This is a genomic window from Flavobacterium saccharophilum, assembly GCF_900142735.1.
GTDB lineage: Bacteria > Bacteroidota > Bacteroidia > Flavobacteriales > Flavobacteriaceae > Flavobacterium > Flavobacterium saccharophilum.
The window spans coordinates 882,636-903,714 of the sequence record NZ_FRBY01000001.1 but is presented as its reverse complement, the minus strand read 5'-3'; the positions used below and the strand labels follow the sequence as shown (position 1 = coordinate 903,714).

The window sequence follows — 21,079 nt, the reverse complement described above, 5'->3', positions numbered from 1 at the left end:
TTGTATCTTTTGCGCCGAACCCCGGCACAAAAGCATACAGCTTCTATCAGGGCTAGGGGACTTGGTTTCATGAGAAGGTTTTAGAAAATCAGATTTCTAGTATACTTTCTATTATACTAAGTTCTTTTATAAGTAAACGTTTTGCTTCAATTATAGAATCTTTTTTTAATGGTATTCCTAATACAAAAATCAAACTGGTAACTTCATTAATTGTGTTTTTATACTTTATTTTTTTTATTTCTAATTGGTCAGATGGATAGCAAAGAAAACCAAACTTCAAATCTGTTTTACCAAATGAAGAATAAGCCATGATCTGATGTAAATCATGTCTATAATCATCTTTAAGAGTTTCACTATTGCTAGACTTATTATACAGATTTGATTTATATTTAGCATCGATGAATACCATCAGATTTTCCTTTTGATAAATAGCATCCGGTTCAATATGTTTTAATTCCCAAGAATAGTGTTTAGAAGTTTTAGAATGAAATTTAAAATTTGAAAATAATCTACCGCCAGTTTCTTTAGCAACTTCTCTGAAAATATATTGAACAAATTTTTCAAAAACATCACAAAAATCCACTCTCCAAGCAGTAGAATCAATTAAATTAAAGTTTAATATCTTATTAGCTTGTTCTTTGCAAGATTTTACAATAACAGTATCAGATGTTTTAACTGTAATGTTATTCGTTATTTTTGGTTTGTGATAATACAATTTTTCTTCAATGAAATTTAACCTTGCTCTCATTGTATTTTTAATTCTTTGAGGAGTATTTGAAGAAAGTAACTCACCTTTACAAATGTCAAATACATAACGCACTTCTGCATACTCACTATGAAATTCGCTTAATATATTTTTTCGTACAGGAAACTTTAACCTATTTTCAATTTTGAATTCATTGTTGATGTATTTCTTCCAATTTATTTGACCATTTGGTTGATTTGATATTTTTTCAACATTATCAAATTTACACCAAGACTTCGACAATAACAGTTCAAGAGAGGAGATGAATTTTACTGCTTCTAAATACAATGGTGGTCTAAAATTTTTACCTGAAGCAAGAGGTAAGCTATCAATAATTTCTGGGCTTATTTCTGCACCAAGTAAGTTTAAAATTTCAATGTAATCTTCAAAACGATCACGACCAGTAAATCTTGGCATTACTACAAAATCACCTATTTGCTTACCTGTATCAGAGGCTCTTAATGGAATAGTTCCAATGAAACCTGATGATCGGAAAAACAACGAAGTATTTTGATCTGTACCAATTATAAATGGCTGAATCCCTAAGAATTTAAATTGAGCTAAATTATATTCTATAAACTTTTGAAGAGTCTGACCAATAATTCTTCTGTCAGCTGTTTTAAACCATTTTTTTTGCAAATAGGTTCCACTTAACTGAATAGATTGTTCAGTTAAACAAGACATCTCAAAAAAAACATCTAATGGCTTACTCATTCAAAAAGTGATTGATTTATACGTGAAGCAAAATAATTATTAAATTCTTCTTTGGCATTTCTAACCAATCCTTCTTGCAAATATTCTTTTATCAATGGAAATATTTCATATTGAATTCTGCTTTTCATTTCCTCTTCACTTTTTGCAATAAAGTAGCCTTGTCCCGGTTGTAGTGAAAGCTCATTACTAGAAGCATACCAATCAAAAATTTCATTAATTTTCGAGAAATCTTCAAGAAAGAAATATTCTTCAGAATTATTTATTTCAGACACACTCACATTTGCCAAATTTTTCTTTTTCCCGTTAATAGGTGTTGGCTTTAAATCATACCATGCAAACCTTCTTCTCAATGCAAAATCTACTACAGACAAACTTCTATCGGCCGTATTCATTGTCGCTATTACGTGAAAATTATCTGGTAATCTATTAATTTTAAAGTCTGGAGAAATTTCTATTTCAACATCCCATTTATCCATTTTATGTTCAAACAAATAAAAAATGGGACCCAAAACATTAGAAAGATTTGCTCTATTAATTTCGTCAATTATTAAAATTACTCTTTCCCCGCTATTTTCTTCTGCATACTTTAATGCCTTAGTAAAAATTCCTAAATTTTCTTTATAGAGAAGGTGATTGCTATTCAAATCTGGTCGAATACCAAATATGAAATCAGAAAAACTGGTCTCTGCATGAAATTGAGTAAAAAATGTTTTTGTTCTTATTTTTATTTTTTCTGCAACTTCCTTAGCCGTTCTAGTCTTACCAGTTCCAGGTGGTCCTTGCAGAACAATATATTTTCTATCTATAAGAAGATTATTTATTTCTTCAACTTCATCTATTTTCTCTTCTTTAAAAAAGGGCTTTAATGCATCTGAAATTGCTTTACGCTGTTCCTTATTAGATGACCAATTTCTAAGTTTTGCATAACCTGCCACAAATGCTGCTATTATTTTTTTTCCTTCTTCACTTTCAGGATTTTCAACAATTTGGCAAACTGGTAAAACTTTTGTGTAAGTCTTTATTGTGTTTTTTATTTGCTCTAGGTCTTCACTATTAGCAATAGTTTTAGGCAAAGGTGTTTCTATATCTGAAAAGTCCGATTTACAAAAACCTTTTTCATTAATAAGTTTCGAAAAAAGTCTTCTTACTCCAGGATAATTGGCAAGATCGTAATCATTTTTGAAACCGCTTGACCCAATACCTAAGCAAACTAACCAAGGTTTATCTTCAATACATGGGAAAATAGTTAATGAAAAGTCATGGAATGGCCCTCCAGATTCTTCCTCCGGATGAATAAAACCAAAATAAGCACCTTTATCTTTAAGAGAATCTGATCCAGTATTATTTCTTTCGATATATGATTTATTAAACTCTTTATCATTATTTGCACCAAATTCTATAGCTTTTTGCCTGATAAATTCTAATACATTTTTAATCCGTATATTTTCTTCGTTCATATTTTCTGTTGGAGTATTATTTTATAGATTTTGCTCAACTTTATTCATCATTATTACTATTCATCGAATAAGTCTTTTATCTTAACTTCTAAAGCATTCGCTAATCGCTCAACTACTTCAATAGAAACATTTCTTTCACCTTTTTCAATCGTTGGCAGATAGGTTCGATCTATCTCTGCTAAATTGGCTAGCTTTTCTTGAGACAGTCCTTTGAGTTTTCTAAGCTCCTTTATCTTAAGTCCAAATTTTTGCTTAATATCCATGTTAACAAAAGTTGCAAAATGTAGACTCTAAAACAACGGAGTATAGTCGGGTTTTTATTTATCTTTGAAATAAAATTCCTATGTTAAGCTTAAATGAAAAAATTCAACATTTAGAAAATTACTTATCGCAACCAAATGAAAATTATGCAGATAGCTTTAAAGAAGACATTTTTATGTTTATAGATGATTTTACTAATCAAAATAAGCTTTTGTCTTTTCTAAATAACATTAATTCTTTAGAAGAAATTGAAAATTGGGTTGATAAATTATGCTCTAGGATTGTTTTAAAGTTTGACCCTGAAGGAGAAGAAATCAACGATTTTATATATGATTATATACAATTTGGTTAATTTAAAAAAATATGATAGAATATTCAATCTTAGAAATCCCAACTGTTCTAAATCCACCCATAAAACTTGTAGATATTATTTACAATTGTCCTATTTGTGATTATGAAATTGAAATAGATATGGATGTAGATGATAGAAGTTTTGTAAAGTGTGATTGCTGTGAACACATAATTAAATTTAGAATTAAGAAAATCTAAATTAGGAATAATTACCTCTTGCCTTTTTTGTGTGCTCTTGATTGCCGAACTACTTGCGGGGATTCCTCGTGCCTCGGAATGACAAAAAAATACGCTTAAAATTTCATAATGTTTCCTTAACTCACTTGGCTTTTCATCTTAAAAAAGATAGCTTTGAGAAACAATCATTAAATATAAACCATATGAAAATTCAAATCAATACCGACAAAAACATCGAAGGACACGAAAGATTAGAAGCTTATTTTTCTGGAGAATTAGAAAAAGGGCTAACACGTTTTGAAGAAAAAATTACCCGCGTTGAAGTTCATTTCGGAGATGAAAATGGCGAGAAATTCAGCTTAAACGATAAGAAATGTGTAATCGAAGTCCGCACAGCAAAACTACAACCCATAACCGTTACAGAACACTCAGATACACTTGAAAAAGCTTTTAGTGGTGCTTTGGCCAAAGCCAAAAAAACATTGACGACTACTTTCGAAAAACAAAAAAGTTTTTAAATAGAAGATTTCATAAAAAAATCCGTTTCAATTGAAACGGATTTTTTTTTATATGTTTTCTAGAGGTTCAAAGACTCAGAGAAACAAAGGGACAAAGATCTGATTTCCTTTGTGCCTTTGAGCCTTTGTAGCTTTGCCCCTCCTTTAGGATTTCGGTAAAGGCTGACCTACTGCAATATCGCAACGGTGTCCTGGTTGTCCGTGTGCCGGATTCATTCCTTCGGCAACTTTAGGCGCTTCGGTGCTTAATAAGGCCGGGACTGCATTTTCAGTACCCGCTGGTGGTGTAACAGTAAAGGTTTTCGTAGTACTTCCACTTTGTGCTGACGTTGAAGTTGCAGCAACTGGTTTTGCAACAGGAGAATTTAAAGGCGCTCCAACCGGAATGTCACATCTGTGCCCTGGCTGACCGTGCGACGGATTCATTCCTTTCGCCACTTTTACCGGAGCTGCAGCAGTTGTAGTTGTAGTTACCACATTTTTCTGATTCGGATTTACCTGTACCGTTTGTGTTGGTTGAGCAGTTGCCGTTTGTCCTTGTGTTGGTGCCGAATTCAACGGCGCACCCACTGCAATATCACAACGGTGTCCCGGCTGTCCGTGTGCCGGATTTAATCCTTTTGTTTCTCCCAATACCGTATTCGGATTAGTCTGTGGCTGTGGTGCCTCCACTACCGACTTGACTTTCGCCGTATCTTTTACCAATCCCAATTTAACTAATTCAGAAGTTGGTGTACTTTCCTGAGGTTCTAATTCCTTTTTGCAAGACACAAAAAGTAAAGAAGTAATAACGATCGAACTGATAAATATTTTCGGATTCATGATATGGTATTTTAAAACAATCAAAGATAGTAAATGAATGTTTATAGCATATAAGTTATATAAGAGAATTTGAGTTTTTGCGAATTTCCACACAAAGGCACTAAGGCACAAAGTTTTTTAGATTAATTAAGCGTACTGTTTGTCATTTCGACGAAAAAGACTCGAGCGATAGCGACTGGCGAAGCAAATCGTCGCGAGAAGCTCGACAAAGATTGGATTTTCGTTGCGGAGTTACTTGCGAGGATTTCTCCTTCGTCGAAATGACATAAAATGAGAAAAAAAATTTGCGCCTCTGCTCCCGATAGCTATCGGGATTGCGAGAGATATTATGGGCAAAGTCTAAAAACCTTTGAACCTTTGCCTCTCTGAACCTCTGAACCTTTAAAAAGATTTTTTCTTATCTTTAACTCAAATAACCAAACCCATGAAAAAAACTATCTTACTTTTATTATTTGTGACCGTTTTTGCTAATGCTCAAAAGGCGGAAAAAGAAAAAATCAACAAAACACTGAACGACTGGCACAAAGCCGCTGCCGATGTGAAATTTGAAGACTATTTTAATGCAATGACCGAAGATGCGATTTTTATTGGGACAGACGCTACAGAAAACTGGGTGAAACCAGACTTTCAGACTTGGGCACAGCCTTTTTTCAAAAGTGGCAGAACCTGGAATTTTACAGCTCTGGAACGTCATATCTTTTTTGACAAAACCGGAAATGTGGCCTGGTTTGATGAATTGCTAAACACACAAATGAAAATTTGCCGCGGTTCTGGCGTTTTGATAAAAGTGGGAAAAGAATGGAAAATTCAGCAATACGTTTTATCAATGACCGTTCCGAATGACGAAGTTGATGCTGTAATTAAAATAAAAGCGCCAATCGAAGATGCTTTGATTGCGAAACTTCAAAAAAAATAAACATTTTAGAACTTTCTTATTATAAACCTAACTTTTATAGCACGTTACAAATCACGATAGCAATTTAATTATAACATATTTGGCAATTTGGACTCTTTTTTTTGATTCAGAAATACAATTCTATCAAAAAAAGGATCTGAATTTTACAAAATTAACTAAAATCAAACACCTACCTCTATTTTAACAGCCCTAAAAATCAAAATCTTTATTTTTTTTTAACTTTGACCCCAAAAAAAATAGGGTTCAATAAAGTATTTGAAAAATGAAAATAGAAAGACGCTGGATCATTTCCTTTATTATTATAAGTTTAGTTTGTATTACAGGCGCATTTTGGCCAACAGTTACTGAAAACAATTACGTTCTATCAGAATTTGGCACTTTAGACCAAATCGTTCCTGCCGACGTTGCCTGGATGTTAACTTCTTGTTGTCTGGTTTTAATCATGACGCCGGGATTGTCTTTTTTCTATGGCGGAATGGTAGGCAAGAAAAATGTGATTTCGACCATGTTGCAAAGTTTCATCTGTTTGGGCGTTGTAACACTTTTATGGGTTACCGTTGGTTTTAGTTTAGCTTTTGGAGATCCTGTAGGTTTTGGATCTGGAGAGCACTTTTACAGCTTCTTCGGAAATCCGACCACTTTTGCTTTTATGGATTACGTAAATATTTTACCCCATAAAAAACTGGCAAGCACGATTCCGTTTATGCTTTTTGCTTTGTTTCAAATGAAATTCGCGATCATCGCTCCGGCCATCATTACGGGTTCGTTTGCAGAGCGCGTTCGTTTTATTTCGTATTTAATTTTCATTAGTTTATTTACCATTTTCATATATGCTCCTTTGTGTCACGCCGTTTGGTATCCAACAGGAGTTTTAGGAAGTTACTTTGGCGTTAAGGATTTCGCCGGAGGAACTGTGGTACATATGAGTTCAGGATTCGCTGCTTTGGCCGGAGTTCTGGTTTTAGGAAAAAGAAAAAACAGTCAGCATATTCCAACCAATATTCCGTTTGTATTATTAGGAACGGGAATGTTATGGTTTGGCTGGTTCGGATTCAACGCGGGTTCAGCTCTTGCCGCTAACGGAACTGCAGCTATGGCTTTTGCAACCACCACCACTTCATCGGCAGCAGCCATGTTAACCTGGGTTTTCTTCGACCGAATGAACGGTAGAAAAGTATCGGCTCTAGGAGCTTGTATCGGAGCTGTAGTAGGTTTAGTTGCCATTACTCCTGCTGCAGGATTTGTATCGGTTCCTGAAAGCATGTTCTTCGGATTTGTTACTGCTTTGGTTTCAAATTCAGTTGTAAATTGCAGCTTCTCAAAAAGATTTGATGATACCCTTGACGTTTTTGCCTGTCATGGTGTTGGTGGAATTATGGGAATGATTCTGACTGCTATTTTCGCTCACGGCGAAGATGCTAGTTTATTACACGGAGGCTGGAATGTTTTCGGACATCATATGATGGCGTTGGTATTGGTTTCTATTTTTACTTTCTTCGGAGCTTATTTCCTATTCAAAGTAACGAACTTTATAATTCCACTAAGAGTTTCAGAAGAATCAGAACACATTGGATTGGATTTATCACAACACGATGAAACTTTAGATCCAAAATCAAAAGCAATTACGGAGCCTCATTACGGTTAAGAAAAAATATTCTTTGCATTAAAATTAGCCACAAATTCACGAATTTTTTCTGCTTGTATTGACGACAACAGATAATTAAAAATTCGTGAATTCGTGGCTAAAAATTTTAAAACCGAATTCAACCTATTTTCATTCGTTTATATTCCTTAATTTTGCTGAAAATTTTTGTAAAAGTGGGAAGTAAAAATAAACTAAAAAGATTCAGGGAAAACGAAACATTTCAAAACGTTTTTCAACCAACCAGAGAAGAAGTTGTAGGCGATTTAATGCCTTTAAAAGGAAAATGGAACTCTGATTTCTTTAAAAATGACAATCCATTAGTTTTAGAATTAGGATGTGGAAAAGGAGAATATTCTGTTGGATTAGCAGAAAGATATCCGAACAAAAATTTTATCGGAATTGATATTAAAGGAGCGCGTTTCTGGAGAGGTGCTAAAACCGCTGTTGAAACTGGATTGCATAATGTTGCTTTCATTCGAACTCAAATCGAATTGATTGATCATATTTTCAACGAAAATGAAGTAGACGAAATCTGGATTACTTTTCCGGATCCGCAAATCAAATACAAGAGAACAAAACACAGAATGACAAACTCTGAGTTTTTGAAATTGTACAAAAAAATCCTTAAAAAAGATGGTGTCGTAAACCTTAAAACTGATAGCGAATTCATGCACGGTTATACGCTTGGATTGCTTCACGGTGAAGGACATGAAGTTTTATATGCGAATCATAATGTGTATACTAACGAAGGAAGTCCGGAAGAAGTTACTGCTTTTCAGACCTTTTATGAAAAACAATATTTAGAAATTAACAAGGCAATTACGTATATTCGTTTTAAAATTAAAGACTAATTTAATTTTAAAAACAGATTTTACTAACCCATCACACAACTGAATGGTCTTAATTACTCCATTACTTTCAGGTTTTATTGCCGCTTTCATTGGAATTATTCCTCCAGGTTTAATCAACATGACAGCTGCAAAAGTAAACCTGAAAGAAGGAAGAAAGAATGCTTTGTGGTTTGTGGCCGGTGCGCTTCTGGTTATCTTTTTTCAGGTTTATGTGGCTCTTTTGTTTGCTCACGTAATTGATAATCGCCCTGATGTTGTGACTTTATTGCGTGAAGTTGGATTTGTTATCTTCTCCATTCTAACGATCTATTTTCTGTTTATCGCCAAAGAACCGAAAACCAAAAAGAAATCAAAAATCAAAAAGAGCAGTAAAAAAAGTCGTTTCTTTTTAGGAATGTTACTTTCGGGATTGAACTTCTTCCCGATTCCGTATTACGTTTTAGTAAGTGTTACTTTAGCTTCTTACCATCTTTTTGTATTTGAAAGCAATATCATTTTTACTTTTGTAATGGGTTCTGTTTTGGGTTCCTTTGCTGCTTTATACAGTTATATTGGCTTCTTCGGAAAAATAGAAAAGAAAACCGATTACCTGATGCGTAACATGAATACTATTATTGGAAGCATTACGGGTTTGGTTGCAGTGGTTACTCTTTTTAATATTTTAAATTACTATTTCAGGTAAAAATTGGTTTGCACAAATTAAGGGATTCGCTCTTTTGTGGTAAAAAAATATTTCACGCAGATTTAAAGGGATATTTTTGACTAAACTAATCTTTCTATTTGGTAAAATATTCAACTTATTAAAGGATTAAAAAGATTTATATTTGATTTGCTCAAATCTGCTCAAATCTGCGTGAAACCAATTCTAAAACCTATGGCAGAAGATAATTTTTTTGAAAGAGTTTATGAGATTGCCAGACAAATTCCGTACGGAAAAGTGACTTCTTATGGTGCTATTGCAAAAGCTTTAGGAACGGCGCGCTCTGCCCGAATGGTCGGCTGGGCGATGAACGCCTGTCATAATAGGGATGATGTTCCTGCGCATCGCGTTGTAAACCGAAAAGGACTTCTAACCGGAAAACACCATTTTCACGGAACGAATTTAATGCAGCAACTTTTAGAAAATGAAGGTATCGAAGTTATAGACAATCAAATTATAGATTTGGAAAAACATTTTTGGACGCCTGAAGTTTCCAGAATATAAGTTTATTTTAAAGTTTTTGTTGCTTTACTGTGGCATTTAATCTCGCAAAGGCACGAAGGCGCAAAGTTTTTCCTCTACACAATCTTGTCATTCCGAGGAACGAGGAATCCCCGCAAGTAACTCCACAATCAAAATCGTCAATCTTTGTCGAGCTTCTCGCGGGGATTCCTCGTTCCTCGGAATGACAAAAATGCGCTTACAAACTTTTGGCTAAAATCTTTGTCAAAGTTTCAAAAACTTTGACAAAGATGAATTCGTATCAAATCAAGCAAATAACAAAGCTCGTTTTATCTTCATCGGTTTGATAGCTCAAGTAACCGCCGTGAGCTTCGATGATGTTTTTGGAAAGCGTTAAACCAATTCCCGCGCCGTCTTTTCTGGTGGTAAAGAAGGGCAGAAAAACTTTGTCGCGAATTTCAGAATCAATGCCTTTTCCGTTATCCGAAATCGTGATGAAAAAACGATTGTTTTCGGTATAACTTGATAAAAACATTTTTTTTTCACTCTTCTCTTTCAAGGCATAAATACTATTCGTAATCAAGTTGATAATCACCTGTTCCATCTGATTTTTATCAATCAAAATCGAACGGGAACTATTAATATCATTTATCAATTCGATATTTTCTGCTTTTAAAATCGGATTCATGATTCGGAGGCAATCCTCGAAAAGCGTGTTGATTGGCGTCATCACTTTTGTTGGCGTTGGAAGCATGGCTAACTTTCTATAATTTTCCACAAAAACCTGTAAATGATCGCTCCTGTTTATAATTGTCGAAATACTGCTTTTGATGTCTTCAAAATCATCTTCTTCCAGTTTTTCCTGATCGACAATTTGGAGTAAATTCTGCGAAAGTGCACGTATTGGCGTTAAGGAATTCATTAATTCGTGTGAAATAATTTTCATCAAATTAATCCAGGCTTCTTTTTCCTTTTTCTCAATCACACGCTGAATACTATCCAATAAAATGATAAAATATTCTTTTTTATAGGTTTTTGTCAGTGAGGTTTGGAGCATAAAAGTCTGTAAATCCTGCTCTTCAATTTTAATCGAAATAGCCGATTTTAGTTCGGCAAAATCAGACTTTTCAATTTCATTACAAAGCGATGGCAAATAGTTTTTTAAGTAACTCCAGTGACTCACTTTTGGCACTTTGAATAAATTAGAGAAGCAATCGTTCATCAAAAAGATATTCCACTCGTCATTATCCTTTTCTAAAATCAGCGCTCCGGTATCAATGCTATTTAAGATCGATTGATACACCAATTCTTTTGAGGTTTGTTCTTGCTGTTGGATTTTTAAAGCATCGTATAAAAGATATAAACTTTCGAAATTGTCTTTTTTATTCTCTTCAGGAAAATTGGTCGAAAAGTCCTTTTGAAGCATGGAGAGCAATGTTCTGTCATAAAACAATAATTGGTTTTTTACGAAAAAATACATTTCGAAAAGCATTACAACCGCAAAAAGTCCGACCAAAATGGCATTGTAATAAAACATTTTATAGATCAGAAAAACGCAAAAGAAAAAGAGCACCATGACAAACAAGACTCTCACAAATAAGGCGTTATAAAACTTCCAATTTTTCATTGTTTTATTTTTTTGTTGCCACAGATTACTCGATTAAAAATGATTTCTTCACTTGACTATATAATTCTCTCGCAGATTCTGCAGATTTGGCAGATTATTAAAATTAAAATCATTTTTATCTGCGAGATCTGCAAAATCTGCGAGAGACTAATTTAAATCATTTTTAATCCTTTAATCTGTAGCAAAACTATTATGTGTTTTTCAAATCGTATTTTTCTATTCTTCTATATAAAGCGGCTCTTGACAAACCTAATTCTTCGGCGGTTTTGCTTATGTTGCCGTGGTGTTTGAACAAGGCTTTTTCTATCGCGGTTTTTTCCATTTCAGAAAGTGGATTTTCATCATTTTCCTGAACATCTTCAAAATCCAGAATATCCAAGTCGTGAACCGAAATTGTGTTGTTATCAGCTAAAATCAAAGCGCGTTCGATCTTGTTTTCCATTTCGCGGACATTTCCTTTCCATGGATATTTTTCTAAATACGGACTTGCATTTTGTTCAAACTGCCATTCCGAAGCTTCGGGACCATGATTGTATTTTTCGGCTATCTGATCGAGGATAAAATTAGCCATCGGAACAATATCATCTTTTCGCTCGCGCAAGGATGGCAAATGAATTTCCATTGTATTGATTCGGTATAACAAATCTTCTCGGAAGGTTTTGTTTTTCACTTCTGCTTTAATGTCGCTGTTTGTCGCCGAAATAATTCGGACATTTAATGGTCTTGGTTTGCTTTCGCCCAAGCGCGTAACGGTTTTGGTTTGTAAAACGTGTAATAATTTGGCTTGCAAATGCAATGGAATATTCCCGATTTCGTCCAGAAAAATAGTTCCACCCGAAGCCATTTCGAATCTTCCCGGAGTATCTATTTTGGCATCGGTAAAAGCGCCTTTTGCGTAGCCAAAAAGTTCGCTTTCAAATAAATTATCACTCAAAGAACCCAAATCAACATGAACAAAAGGTTGATTTTTTCGTTCAGAATGTTGATGAATAAATTCGGCAAAAACATATTTTCCGGTTCCGTTTTCTCCCAAAATCAAAACGTTGGCGTCGGTTTTAGCAACTCTTTCAGCAATAGAATAAGCTTGTTTTATTTTTTGTGAAGTTCCGACGAAATATCTTTTTTCGGTTTTTTCGATTACCGGTTTTTTACTATTTTTTCTACTTTCGGCGACAGCCTTATCAATTGTTTCGAGTAATTTTTCGTTGTGCCAGGGTTTCAAAACATAATCAAAAGCACCGATTTTTATACCTTCAACAGCCGTTTCAATTTTACCAAATGCTGTCATTAAAATCACAATCGTTTGAGGCGAAAGTGTTTTAATTTCTTTTAACCAATGAATTCCTTCTCGTCCATCTTCAAAACCAATGCGGTAATTCATGTCTAAGAGAACCACATTTATTTCATTTTCGCTTAAAAGAGAAATGATTTTTTTAGGATTGTTTGTGGTAAAAATGGTTTCAAAATGTTTTTTGAGAATCATTTTTGCCGAAAAAAGAATTTCTTCCTGATCGTCAACAATTAATATTTGGGCTAATTTTTTTCGCATCTGTCTTTTTTTGTCCGATTTTGAACGGTCAACTGTTCATTATCGAACACTCCTTTTTTTGAATGGTTTTTAAAGCTTCTTTAAAATCAAGGCTTTACAAATAATAAATTTTGTGGCACAGTATTTACCTATTGGTAATCAACAAATTATTTATAAAATGGACAAGGTAATTCCTCGTAAAAATAGAAAATTTAGATATCTCACAATAGCAATTGGAGTTTTTTTAGCTTTGGCTGTCATCATCTTTTTTTCGTTTAACACTAAAAGAAGTTTAAATGTAAAAGCAGAAGAACTATCAGTTCAAAAAATCGAAAAAGCCTTTTTTGAAGATTTTGTGGTTTTTCAGGCCAAAGTTGAACCTTTGAACGTGATGCTTGTAAACGTTACAGAAGGAGGATCTGTAAAAGAGATTTTTGTTGAAAATGGTGCGATGGTTACACAAGGACAATCTTTAGCTCGTTTGTACAACCCGAATACAGAACTAAATTACCTGACTCAGGAAACCGCCATTATTGAGCAAATCAACAATTTGAATACTGGAAAACTGAACATTAGAAATCAGGAATTGAATTTAAATAAAGATTTGGTTTTGATCGAACACGATTATAATGATGCCAAAAGATTATACGATATGAACGCGAGATTATATGAGAAAGAAGTAATCTCGAAAAACGACTGGAATACTTTTAAAGAAAGTCTTCGTTTTCAGGAAGAACGAAAAAGAACGATTCAGCAGAGTATTCAGAAAGAAAAACAAACCAATCAGATTCAGATTTCGCAAATCAACCGTTCGATTCAGACGATGGAGAAAAGCTTAGATATTTTAAGAAACAACAAAAAGAACTTTTTAATAACTGCTCCGGAAACTGGACGATTAACATCCTTTGAACCTGTTTTAGGTAAATCATTTCAGGCGGGAGAAAGCATCGGAAAAATCGATTCGAAAAAAGGCTACAAATTGGCTGCCGATGTTGATGAATTCTACTTAGAAAAAGTTCGCGAAGGTTTAAAAGGTCAGGTAGAATTTAAAGGAAAAACACTGGAAGTTTTAGTAACCAAAGTAATTCCGGAAGTAAAAAGCGGACACTTTACAGTAGAATTGGCTTTTACTTCTAAAGAAGAAATTGTTTTACAAGACGGACTTAGTTTTGGTGTAAAACTGATTTTATCTGAGAAAAACAAAACATTAGTCGTTCCGAAAGGAAGCTTCAATCAGGAAACGGCCGGAAAATGGATTTTTGTAGTCAAAGGAAATAAAGCCGAAAGAAGAAACATCAAATTAGGCAGAGAAAACCCTTCGTATTATGAAATTCTGGAAGGACTAAAAGAAGGCGAATCTGTAATTACTTCTTCTTATACGGATTATAAAGATGTTGAAGAGTTATCTATAAGTTCTCAATAAAAAAGGTTTCAAGTTTCAGGTTTCAAGTTTGAAAACCAACTCACAACTCACATTTTACAATTCATAATTTACAATTAATAAGGGTTTCAATCATCAATCAAAATCATCAATCAAAAAACGAATAATAACATTTCTAACACCTTTACCATTATGATAACAATTCAAAATTTAACCAAAGTTTTTAGAACAGAAGAAGTAGAAACATCAGCCTTGAGCGGTATTTCTTTAGAAATTAAAAAAGGTGATTTTTTAACTATCATGGGACCTTCAGGTTGTGGAAAATCGACTTTATTAAATATCATCGGGCTTTTGGACAGCGCTACCGATGGGAGTTATAAATTATTAGATCAGGAAATGATCGGTTTAAAAGAAAAAGGAAGAGCCGCAGTTCGTAAAGAAAACATCGGTTTCATTTTCCAGAATTTTAATCTGATCGACGAGCTTTCTGTTTACGATAATATCGAATTGCCTTTGCTTTACAACAACGTAAAAGCATCGGACAGAAAGCAAAAAATTGAAGCTATTGCAGAGAAATTAAATATTTCACATCGTTTGAAACATTATCCGCAACAGCTTTCAGGAGGTCAACAACAAAGAGTTGCCGTTGCAAGAGCTTTGGTAAATGATCCAAAAATCATTCTTGCCGATGAGCCAACCGGAAATCTGGACAGTAAAAACGGTAATGAAGTAATGGAACTTTTAACAGATTTGCACGCTAAAGGTGCAACAATTTTAATGGTAACTCACTCTGATTATGATGCTTCGTTTTCGCAAAAAACAATTCATATGAAAGATGGTGTAATATTCTCTGAGCGATTCAATCAGAGAAATGTAGATGTTTTTATGGACGCTAAATAATTTCAAAATGATAAAATTTATTGTAACTGCGATCACAATCCTAATTGGATTTGTTTGCCAAATATTAGCAATGATCTAAAAATCTAATGGTTTCAGAAACCTATTAGATCTTATTAAAAACTAACAACAACTATAAAAAATACACCATGATTTTTAACTGGTTTAAAATATTTATATATCATTTAAAGCAAAGCAAACTGTTTTCGTTTTTAAATGTTTTAGGATTAAGCATCGGAATTGCCGGAGTGATTTTCGCGATTTTATATTGGAACAATGAAAACGCTTATGACCAATGGAATCCGGAAAAAGAAAATGTATATCAGGTTTTAAACAAAATAGGAATGACAGGCGATACCTGGGCTACATCCTCTATTCCGTTTGGCGAAACCTGTAAAGCAACCATTCCTGAAATTGAGTCCATTGCTTTCCTTAATATCTGGTACAGTGAGGCACCTATAAAATATAAGGATCAAAAAGTAATGGATAAAAAAATCATGGGAGCAGACAATGGCTTTTTTGATGTTTTTCCGTTTCCAATTTTGAAAGGAGCCAAAACTAATATCTTAAAAGAAAATAATAGTGTGGCGATGTCTGAAGAGGCTGCAAAATTACTTTTTAAAGATGAAGACCCGATTGGTAAATCAGTGAGCTATGAGAGTAAGACTTATATTGTAAAATCCATTTATCGTTTGATGAAACCTTCTTCTATAGAACCAAATTTTGTTTTTGGAGGCGTTAGACGTGAGCAGGACAAAGACAGCTGGGGAAATTTCAATTATGGCTTGATGGTTAAAATTAAAAAAGGAGCTGATCCTGTTGCCGTTTTAAAGAAAATGCAAAATGTAGATTTTGTAAACAGAACATTAAAAGATGCAAAAGAAAGCGGTATGACTGTCGCACAACATATTAAGGAATATGGACAAACCACGGTAATACTAGACCAACTGAAAACTGCTCGTTTGTATGGAACTAAGTCTTCATCAGGGCGTAATTTTCCGGAAGGCAGAGGTAATTTGCAATTGCTTTATATCATGGTTGGTCTCTCTATTTTGATTTTGGTTTTATCATTAGTAAACTATATCAATTTGGCAACGGCTTCTGCTATAAAACGTGCTAAAGAAGTAGGTGTTCGTAAAATTGTCGGTGCAACAAAAAAACAGATTATTGCACAGTTTATTTTTGAGACAGCTATAATTGTAATTCTGGCAATCATTTTTGCTTTGGCAATTGTTGAACTTTCTTTGCCCTACTACAACAACTTTTTGAAGAAAACTTTAACCATGAATGGTGGCGAATTCTACCTGCAGCTCATTTTTATATTTGGATTAGTAATCGTTCTTGCAGGTATTTTTCCAGCCGTTTACATCTCAAATTTTGAGACTTTGAAAGTTTTAAAAGGGAATTTTTCAAGAAGCAAAAGCGGTATCTGGGTTCGAAATTCAATGCTGATTTTTCAATTTGGAATTGCAGCGTTCTTTATTATTGGCGCCCTGATTGTAAACTCGCAGGTTAATTATATGATGAACAAAGATCTTGGTTTTAGCGGCGATCAAATAATTCGAATTCCCTACAGCCTTCCAGATTTTCGTACCAAAACCGATAAATACCAGACTGCAAAACAAGAAATCGCCAAAATTACTGGAGTACAAGGAGTTACAACTTTTGCAGGATCGTTTGGAAACAGCACCAACTCAAGTTCCGGATTTACACACAATGGCATTTTTGTACAGCCAAGAAATGTTGAAATGGATTTTGGTTTTCTGGAGATGATGAAAATTAAAATTGTAAAAGGTCGTGATTTATCGCCTCAATTTGCCTCTGATACTATTGACAATTGGTTGATAAATGAAACTTTAGCAAAAAAACTAAATCTTAAAAACCCTATTAACACAATTATTACATCTGGCTGGGGCCGAGGAAATGATAATGAAAATATGAAATTTAAAATCGTGGGGGTTGTCAAAGATTTCCATATTACAGGATTACAGGATAAAGTACCGCCTATGATTTTCATCAATCTTAAAACTTTAAAATGGAATAACTTTGACAATATTTATGTAAAAGTTTCTCCAAATAATTTAAGTGAAACATTGGCCAGTTTAAAAGCCTACTGGGAGAAAAATGTAAATCCTGATTATCCTTTTGATTATGAATTTGTAAATAAAGGTTTCGCCAAAACATATGAAGAACAGGTAAAACAAAAAGATGTTTTCTTTATTCTAAATCTCGTTGTAATCATTATTGCCATTTTTGGATTGTTTGCTTTGGCATCATTTTCGATGGAAAGAAGATTGAAAGAAATTGCCATCAGAAAAACATTAGGTGCAGAAACAGATATTTTGCTTAAAGAATTATCAAAACAATATGTAATTTTTTGCCTGATGGGATTCTTAATCGGAATTGTTCCAGCTTATATTTTATTGCAAAAATGGCTGGAGAATTTTGCTTTCAGAATCAATGTTTCGGTTATTCCGTTTACTGTAGCACTGGTTTCATTATTGATTTTGACTTTAATGATTGTTTTGGCAAAAGCCTATCAGGTGACCAAAATAGACATTTTAAAATATTTAAAATACGAATAAAACTTGTAGACCATTTTTTTTAAGAAACCCGTCAGATTTAGTAGATCTGGCGGGTTTCTTTTTCTTATTAAGCTAAATTTTCAACCTTCATTAATTTTATTGATGACTAAAAAAGCGCAATAGTATCATTTTGAATAATTTCGATATCAATAAATACGATTCAAAAAGGGCAGAAATCCGAACATAATCTGTTATCTTTGCAGTCTGAAACGAGTTTAAATAAAGATAGTGTTTAAATAAGTTGCATCAATAGAAAACACCTACATTAAAAATGAAATTAGATAGAAAAGAAATTCTTAAAGCTCTGGAAACAATCACCATAGCTGGAGAAGGAAAAAATATGGTTGAAAGCGGTGCTGTTGCCAATGTTATTACTTTTGGTGATGAAGTTGTGGTAGATTTACTATTGCACACACCTGCAATGCACATTAAAAAAAGAGCCGAAGATGATATCAAAAAGACAATTCACGAATTGGTATCTCCTGAAGCAAAAGTTAAAGTAAACATTAAAGTTGAAGCGAAGGAAAATCCTAATGAAATAAAAGGGAAAGCAATTCCGGGAATCAAAAATATTATTGCCGTTGCCTCTGGTAAAGGTGGCGTTGGAAAATCTACAGTTACGGCTAATCTTGCTGTAACACTTGCTAAAATGGGTTTTGCTGTTGGAATTTTAGATGCTGATATTTATGGGCCATCTATGCCTATTATGTTTGACGTTGAAAACGAAAAACCGATTTCGATTACCGTTGACGGAAAATCAAAAATGAAACCAGTTGAAAGCTTTGAAATCAAAATACTTTCTATTGGATTTTTTACAGCACCAAGTCAGGCAGTAATCTGGAGAGGACCTATGGCTGCAAAAGCATTAAACCAAATGATTTTTGATGCAGATTGGGGAGAATTAGATTTCATGCTAATCGATTTACCTCCGGGAACGGGAGATATTCACCTTTCTATCATGCAATCATTGCCAATTACCGGAGCTGTTGTAGTGAGTACACCTCAGGCTGTGGCTCTTGCAGATGCTAAAAAAGGAGTTGCCATGTTTATGCAGGACAACATCAATGTTCCGGTTTTGGGAATTATTGAAAATATGGCGTATTTCACGCCAGAAGAATTACCTGATAATAAATACTATATCTTTGGACAAGAAGGAGCTAAAAACCTTGCAGAAGATTTAAATGTTCCATTTTTAGGAGAAGTACCAATTGTACAGTCAATTCGTGAGGCAGGAGATTACGGTCGTCCGGCAGCTTTACAAACAGCATCTGTAATTAAAACTATTTTTGAAGAAATTACTAGAAATGTGGTACAAGAAACAGTAAACAGAAACGATAGCTTACCAGCAACCGAAGCCATTAAAATTACAACTATGGCAGGATGTTCAGCGGTAAAGAAAAATTAGATAATTTAGATAATGAGAAAATTAGATAATGAATATTTGGATGATTTAAAATTTTCTAATTATCTCATTTTCTAATTGGCACATTGTTTAATTGACACATTAATAATTATGACAACAGAAGAATTAACAAGCAACGTACTATTGGCTCTAGATGAAATCAGACCGTTTTTAAATTCTGATGGAGGAGACATTTCGCTAATCTCTATCGAAGATGACAAACACGTTAAAGTTCGTCTTGAAGGGGCATGTATTAGCTGTAGCGTAAATCAGATGACACTAAAAGCTGGTGTTGAAACAACAATAAAAAAGTATGCTCCACAAATCGAAACTGTGGTAAATATAATGTAAAACTAAAGGCGTATTTTTCTTTTTACCATTTCAATTATTTAACAGGAATAATAGGCCTTAAGAACGTTTGTCTTGCAAATTTCGAATAAAGCTTTTAAAAAGGCATTTAAAATTGCGGATTTAACAAAAAACAATATAAAGATTTAAGAGTTTTAGTTAACGAATTAATACATTTTTAACTTAAATTTGTCACATAACCCTAAATCTTATATATATGAAGAATTATTACGCTCTATTTTTATTGTTATTTTTTGTATCTGCAAATTACGCACAACAAAGCACACAAACCCTGGTTGTTGATAAAGCATGGGTAAGCGAATCTGAAGAATGGTCAGATTTTCAATATGCTGGACAAATCGTATTCTCGACAAGTTCAACTGCTGAAGAAGGAAGCCTTAGAATTGGTAATTATGATTTCCTTTATGATTTTTCAGAAGGAAAAGCAAAATTCTCAAATAAGTCAACTTATAGTACAGCTGAATTTGCTCATCCGAGAAAAATCTCTGCTACCACTGACAAACAAGGAGTCATCAATTCAACTTACGAAGGAATGTTGATTTTTCAGTCAGATAATGATTATTACTCCGTAATTGCAGTTGTTACAATTTTAGAAAAAGGTGGCAATAAACTTGGTGTAAAAATGCACCTTAAAGAAAACGCTAGAAAAGAATTCGCATTTAGCCTGAAACCAACTAGCTAATATAAATAAGGATTTAGTCACGTTATTAAATCCGACCTATAAATTTCCAATTAATAAAATGGATGTATTAATAAAGATTAAAGATCGAGAAGGAGTTATACACGAGTTACAAGCTCCAACTGATATGGCAATGAATATAATGGAGTTATGCAAGGCATACGAACTTCCTGTTGAGGGAACCTGTGGCGGAATGGCCATGTGTGCCTCTTGCCAGTGTTATGTTCTTAATGATGTTGCATTACCCGAAATGGGAGATGATGAAGAAGCCATGCTTTCGGAGGCATTTTATGTTAAATCTAATAGTCGTTTAGGCTGTCAGATACCAATTACAACAGAATTAGAAGGACTGGAATTAGAACTGGCTCCTGAATATTAAAATAAATTACAATTTTTTTAAAATTCCAAATTCCAATAGAACATTTACACTATTGAAATTTGGAATTTTTGTTTGGAACTAATCAGACTACGGGATATTAAAAATAAAATCCCAATATTTGAAATTCCAAATCCCAATACAACGCGGTTTACACATCAATAGTTAAACCTGACAGGTTTTAAAAACCTGTGGAGTTTGCGTTACTCCTCAATAAGTTCAGTTATATTTTTTGTTACTTCCTTAATTTCTCCTTTTTCATGAAACCATGAATAAATTTTCTCACTTAACTGTTTAGCATCCTTTTCTAATGGAAGAAGAATTAAATAATCACCACATCCATTTGTAGCAATTGCAACAGCATTTTCGGGAAAATTATGCCACTCTTTAGCTTGTTTCGTTTCTAAAATAATATGATTACAAGTTCTGCTTATTCTCTTTTTATCCGATTTATCAAAAAAAGGGTAAAGTTGCCAATCATAGTCTTCTGTTATCAATTCGCCTCCATTCTGATTTATCATTTTTTGCTTAAATTCATATGGAAATTCAACACCCAAATGTTCTTCTGTTTCAATTATATATTTTACATCTATCGGAAATGCCATAAATTCTCTTG

General features: G+C 33.7%; 21 protein-coding genes. 14 read left to right on the top strand and 7 right to left on the bottom strand.

The features are described 5' to 3' along the window. Window positions 1–88 precede the first annotated feature (88 nt). The 3 genes from BUA98_RS03785 to BUA98_RS03775 are packed head-to-tail and all read right to left on the bottom strand — an operon-like array spanning window position 89 to window position 3,179. Window positions 89–1,459 (bottom strand): McrC family protein, encoded by a 1,371-nt coding sequence (locus BUA98_RS03785; RefSeq protein ID WP_072970281.1) that lies wholly within the window; start codon window positions 1,457–1,459, stop codon window positions 89–91. Then, entirely contained in the window at window positions 1,456–2,916 is a 1,461-nt protein-coding gene (locus BUA98_RS03780; RefSeq protein WP_244279165.1) for an AAA family ATPase, read from the bottom strand. Before BUA98_RS03780 ends, BUA98_RS03785 begins: the two co-directional genes overlap by 4 nt. A gap of 56 nt (window positions 2,917–2,972) precedes the next feature. Next, window positions 2,973–3,179: a helix-turn-helix domain-containing protein gene (locus BUA98_RS03775; RefSeq protein WP_072970280.1), complete on the bottom strand. Its 207-nt coding sequence runs from the start codon at window positions 3,177–3,179 to the stop codon at window positions 2,973–2,975. A gap of 80 nt (window positions 3,180–3,259) precedes the next feature. Here BUA98_RS03775 and BUA98_RS03770 point away from each other — a divergent pair, with 80 nt between their 5' ends. Together BUA98_RS03770 and BUA98_RS03765 are read left to right on the top strand one after the other, a co-directional pair. Beyond that, window positions 3,260–3,529, top strand: coding sequence for a hypothetical protein (locus BUA98_RS03770; protein WP_072970279.1), 270 nt, complete (start codon window positions 3,260–3,262; stop codon window positions 3,527–3,529). Window positions 3,530–3,908: 379 nt separating this feature from the next. Continuing rightward, complete coding sequence (locus BUA98_RS03765; protein ID WP_072970278.1) at window positions 3,909–4,223, top strand: HPF/RaiA family ribosome-associated protein; 315 nt, start codon at window positions 3,909–3,911, stop codon at window positions 4,221–4,223. A gap of 144 nt (window positions 4,224–4,367) precedes the next feature. On the opposite strand, the gene BUA98_RS03760 is transcribed toward BUA98_RS03765, so the two are convergent. Beyond that, on the bottom strand, window positions 4,368–5,045 hold the full coding sequence (locus tag BUA98_RS03760; protein WP_072970277.1) for a hypothetical protein: 678 nt from the start codon (window positions 5,043–5,045) through the stop codon (window positions 4,368–4,370). Between the two features lie 424 nt (window positions 5,046–5,469). On the opposite strand from BUA98_RS03760, the gene BUA98_RS03755 reads away from it, so the two are divergent. The 5 genes from BUA98_RS03755 (at window position 5,470) to BUA98_RS03735 (ending at window position 9,661) form a co-directional block, all read left to right on the top strand. Next, window positions 5,470–5,961, top strand: a complete 492-nt coding sequence (locus BUA98_RS03755; RefSeq protein ID WP_072970276.1) for a nuclear transport factor 2 family protein — start codon at window positions 5,470–5,472, stop codon at window positions 5,959–5,961. Window positions 5,962–6,223: 262 nt separating this feature from the next. Beyond that, window positions 6,224–7,606 (top strand): ammonium transporter, encoded by a 1,383-nt coding sequence (locus tag BUA98_RS03750; RefSeq protein WP_072970275.1) that lies wholly within the window; start codon window positions 6,224–6,226, stop codon window positions 7,604–7,606. Between the two features lie 173 nt (window positions 7,607–7,779). Then, window positions 7,780–8,457 carry a tRNA (guanosine(46)-N7)-methyltransferase TrmB gene (gene trmB, locus BUA98_RS03745; RefSeq protein WP_059114995.1) on the top strand — a complete coding sequence of 226 codons (678 nt, stop codon included), beginning with the start codon at window positions 7,780–7,782 and terminating at the stop codon, window positions 8,455–8,457. 43 nt (window positions 8,458–8,500) lie between these two features. Beyond that, window positions 8,501–9,139 (top strand): LysE family transporter, encoded by a 639-nt coding sequence (locus BUA98_RS03740; protein WP_072970274.1) that lies wholly within the window; start codon window positions 8,501–8,503, stop codon window positions 9,137–9,139. A gap of 192 nt (window positions 9,140–9,331) precedes the next feature. Further along, a complete protein-coding gene (locus BUA98_RS03735) occupies window positions 9,332–9,661 on the top strand; it encodes an MGMT family protein (RefSeq protein WP_072970273.1) in 330 nt (109 codons plus the stop codon). A 259-nt stretch (window positions 9,662–9,920) separates the two neighbouring features. On the opposite strand, the gene BUA98_RS03730 is transcribed toward BUA98_RS03735, so the two are convergent. Next, complete coding sequence (locus BUA98_RS03730; protein ID WP_072970272.1) at window positions 9,921–11,246, bottom strand: sensor histidine kinase; 1,326 nt, start codon at window positions 11,244–11,246, stop codon at window positions 9,921–9,923. Between the two features lie 190 nt (window positions 11,247–11,436). Continuing rightward, window positions 11,437–12,795, bottom strand: a complete 1,359-nt coding sequence (locus tag BUA98_RS03725; RefSeq protein ID WP_072970271.1) for a sigma-54-dependent transcriptional regulator — start codon at window positions 12,793–12,795, stop codon at window positions 11,437–11,439. 157 nt (window positions 12,796–12,952) lie between these two features. On the opposite strand from BUA98_RS03725, the gene BUA98_RS03720 reads away from it, so the two are divergent. The 7 genes from BUA98_RS03720 (at window position 12,953) to BUA98_RS03690 (ending at window position 20,466) form a co-directional block, all read left to right on the top strand. Beyond that, a complete protein-coding gene (locus BUA98_RS03720) occupies window positions 12,953–14,197 on the top strand; it encodes an efflux RND transporter periplasmic adaptor subunit (protein WP_086065171.1) in 1,245 nt (414 codons plus the stop codon). Window positions 14,198–14,347: 150 nt separating this feature from the next. Next, entirely contained in the window at window positions 14,348–15,055 is a 708-nt protein-coding gene (locus tag BUA98_RS03715) for an ABC transporter ATP-binding protein (protein ID WP_072970269.1), read from the top strand. Between the two features lie 146 nt (window positions 15,056–15,201). Next, window positions 15,202–17,637, top strand: a complete 2,436-nt coding sequence (locus tag BUA98_RS03710; RefSeq protein ID WP_072970268.1) for an ABC transporter permease — start codon at window positions 15,202–15,204, stop codon at window positions 17,635–17,637. A gap of 271 nt (window positions 17,638–17,908) precedes the next feature. Next, the gene (locus tag BUA98_RS03705) at window positions 17,909–19,042 is read left to right on the top strand and encodes an Mrp/NBP35 family ATP-binding protein (RefSeq protein ID WP_072970267.1); all 1,134 of its coding nucleotides are present in this window, start codon (window positions 17,909–17,911) and stop codon (window positions 19,040–19,042) included. A 108-nt stretch (window positions 19,043–19,150) separates the two neighbouring features. Continuing rightward, on the top strand, window positions 19,151–19,390 hold the full coding sequence (locus BUA98_RS03700; protein WP_072970266.1) for a NifU family protein: 240 nt from the start codon (window positions 19,151–19,153) through the stop codon (window positions 19,388–19,390). Between the two features lie 214 nt (window positions 19,391–19,604). Further along, window positions 19,605–20,090, top strand: a complete 486-nt coding sequence (locus BUA98_RS03695) for a hypothetical protein (RefSeq protein ID WP_072970265.1) — start codon at window positions 19,605–19,607, stop codon at window positions 20,088–20,090. A gap of 58 nt (window positions 20,091–20,148) precedes the next feature. Beyond that, entirely contained in the window at window positions 20,149–20,466 is a 318-nt protein-coding gene (locus BUA98_RS03690; RefSeq protein WP_007805184.1) for a 2Fe-2S iron-sulfur cluster-binding family protein, read from the top strand. A gap of 200 nt (window positions 20,467–20,666) precedes the next feature. On the opposite strand, the gene BUA98_RS03685 is transcribed toward BUA98_RS03690, so the two are convergent. Beyond that, window positions 20,667–21,068, bottom strand: coding sequence for an SMI1/KNR4 family protein (locus tag BUA98_RS03685; RefSeq protein ID WP_072970598.1), 402 nt, complete (start codon window positions 21,066–21,068; stop codon window positions 20,667–20,669). Between the last annotated feature and the right edge of the window lie 11 nt (window positions 21,069–21,079).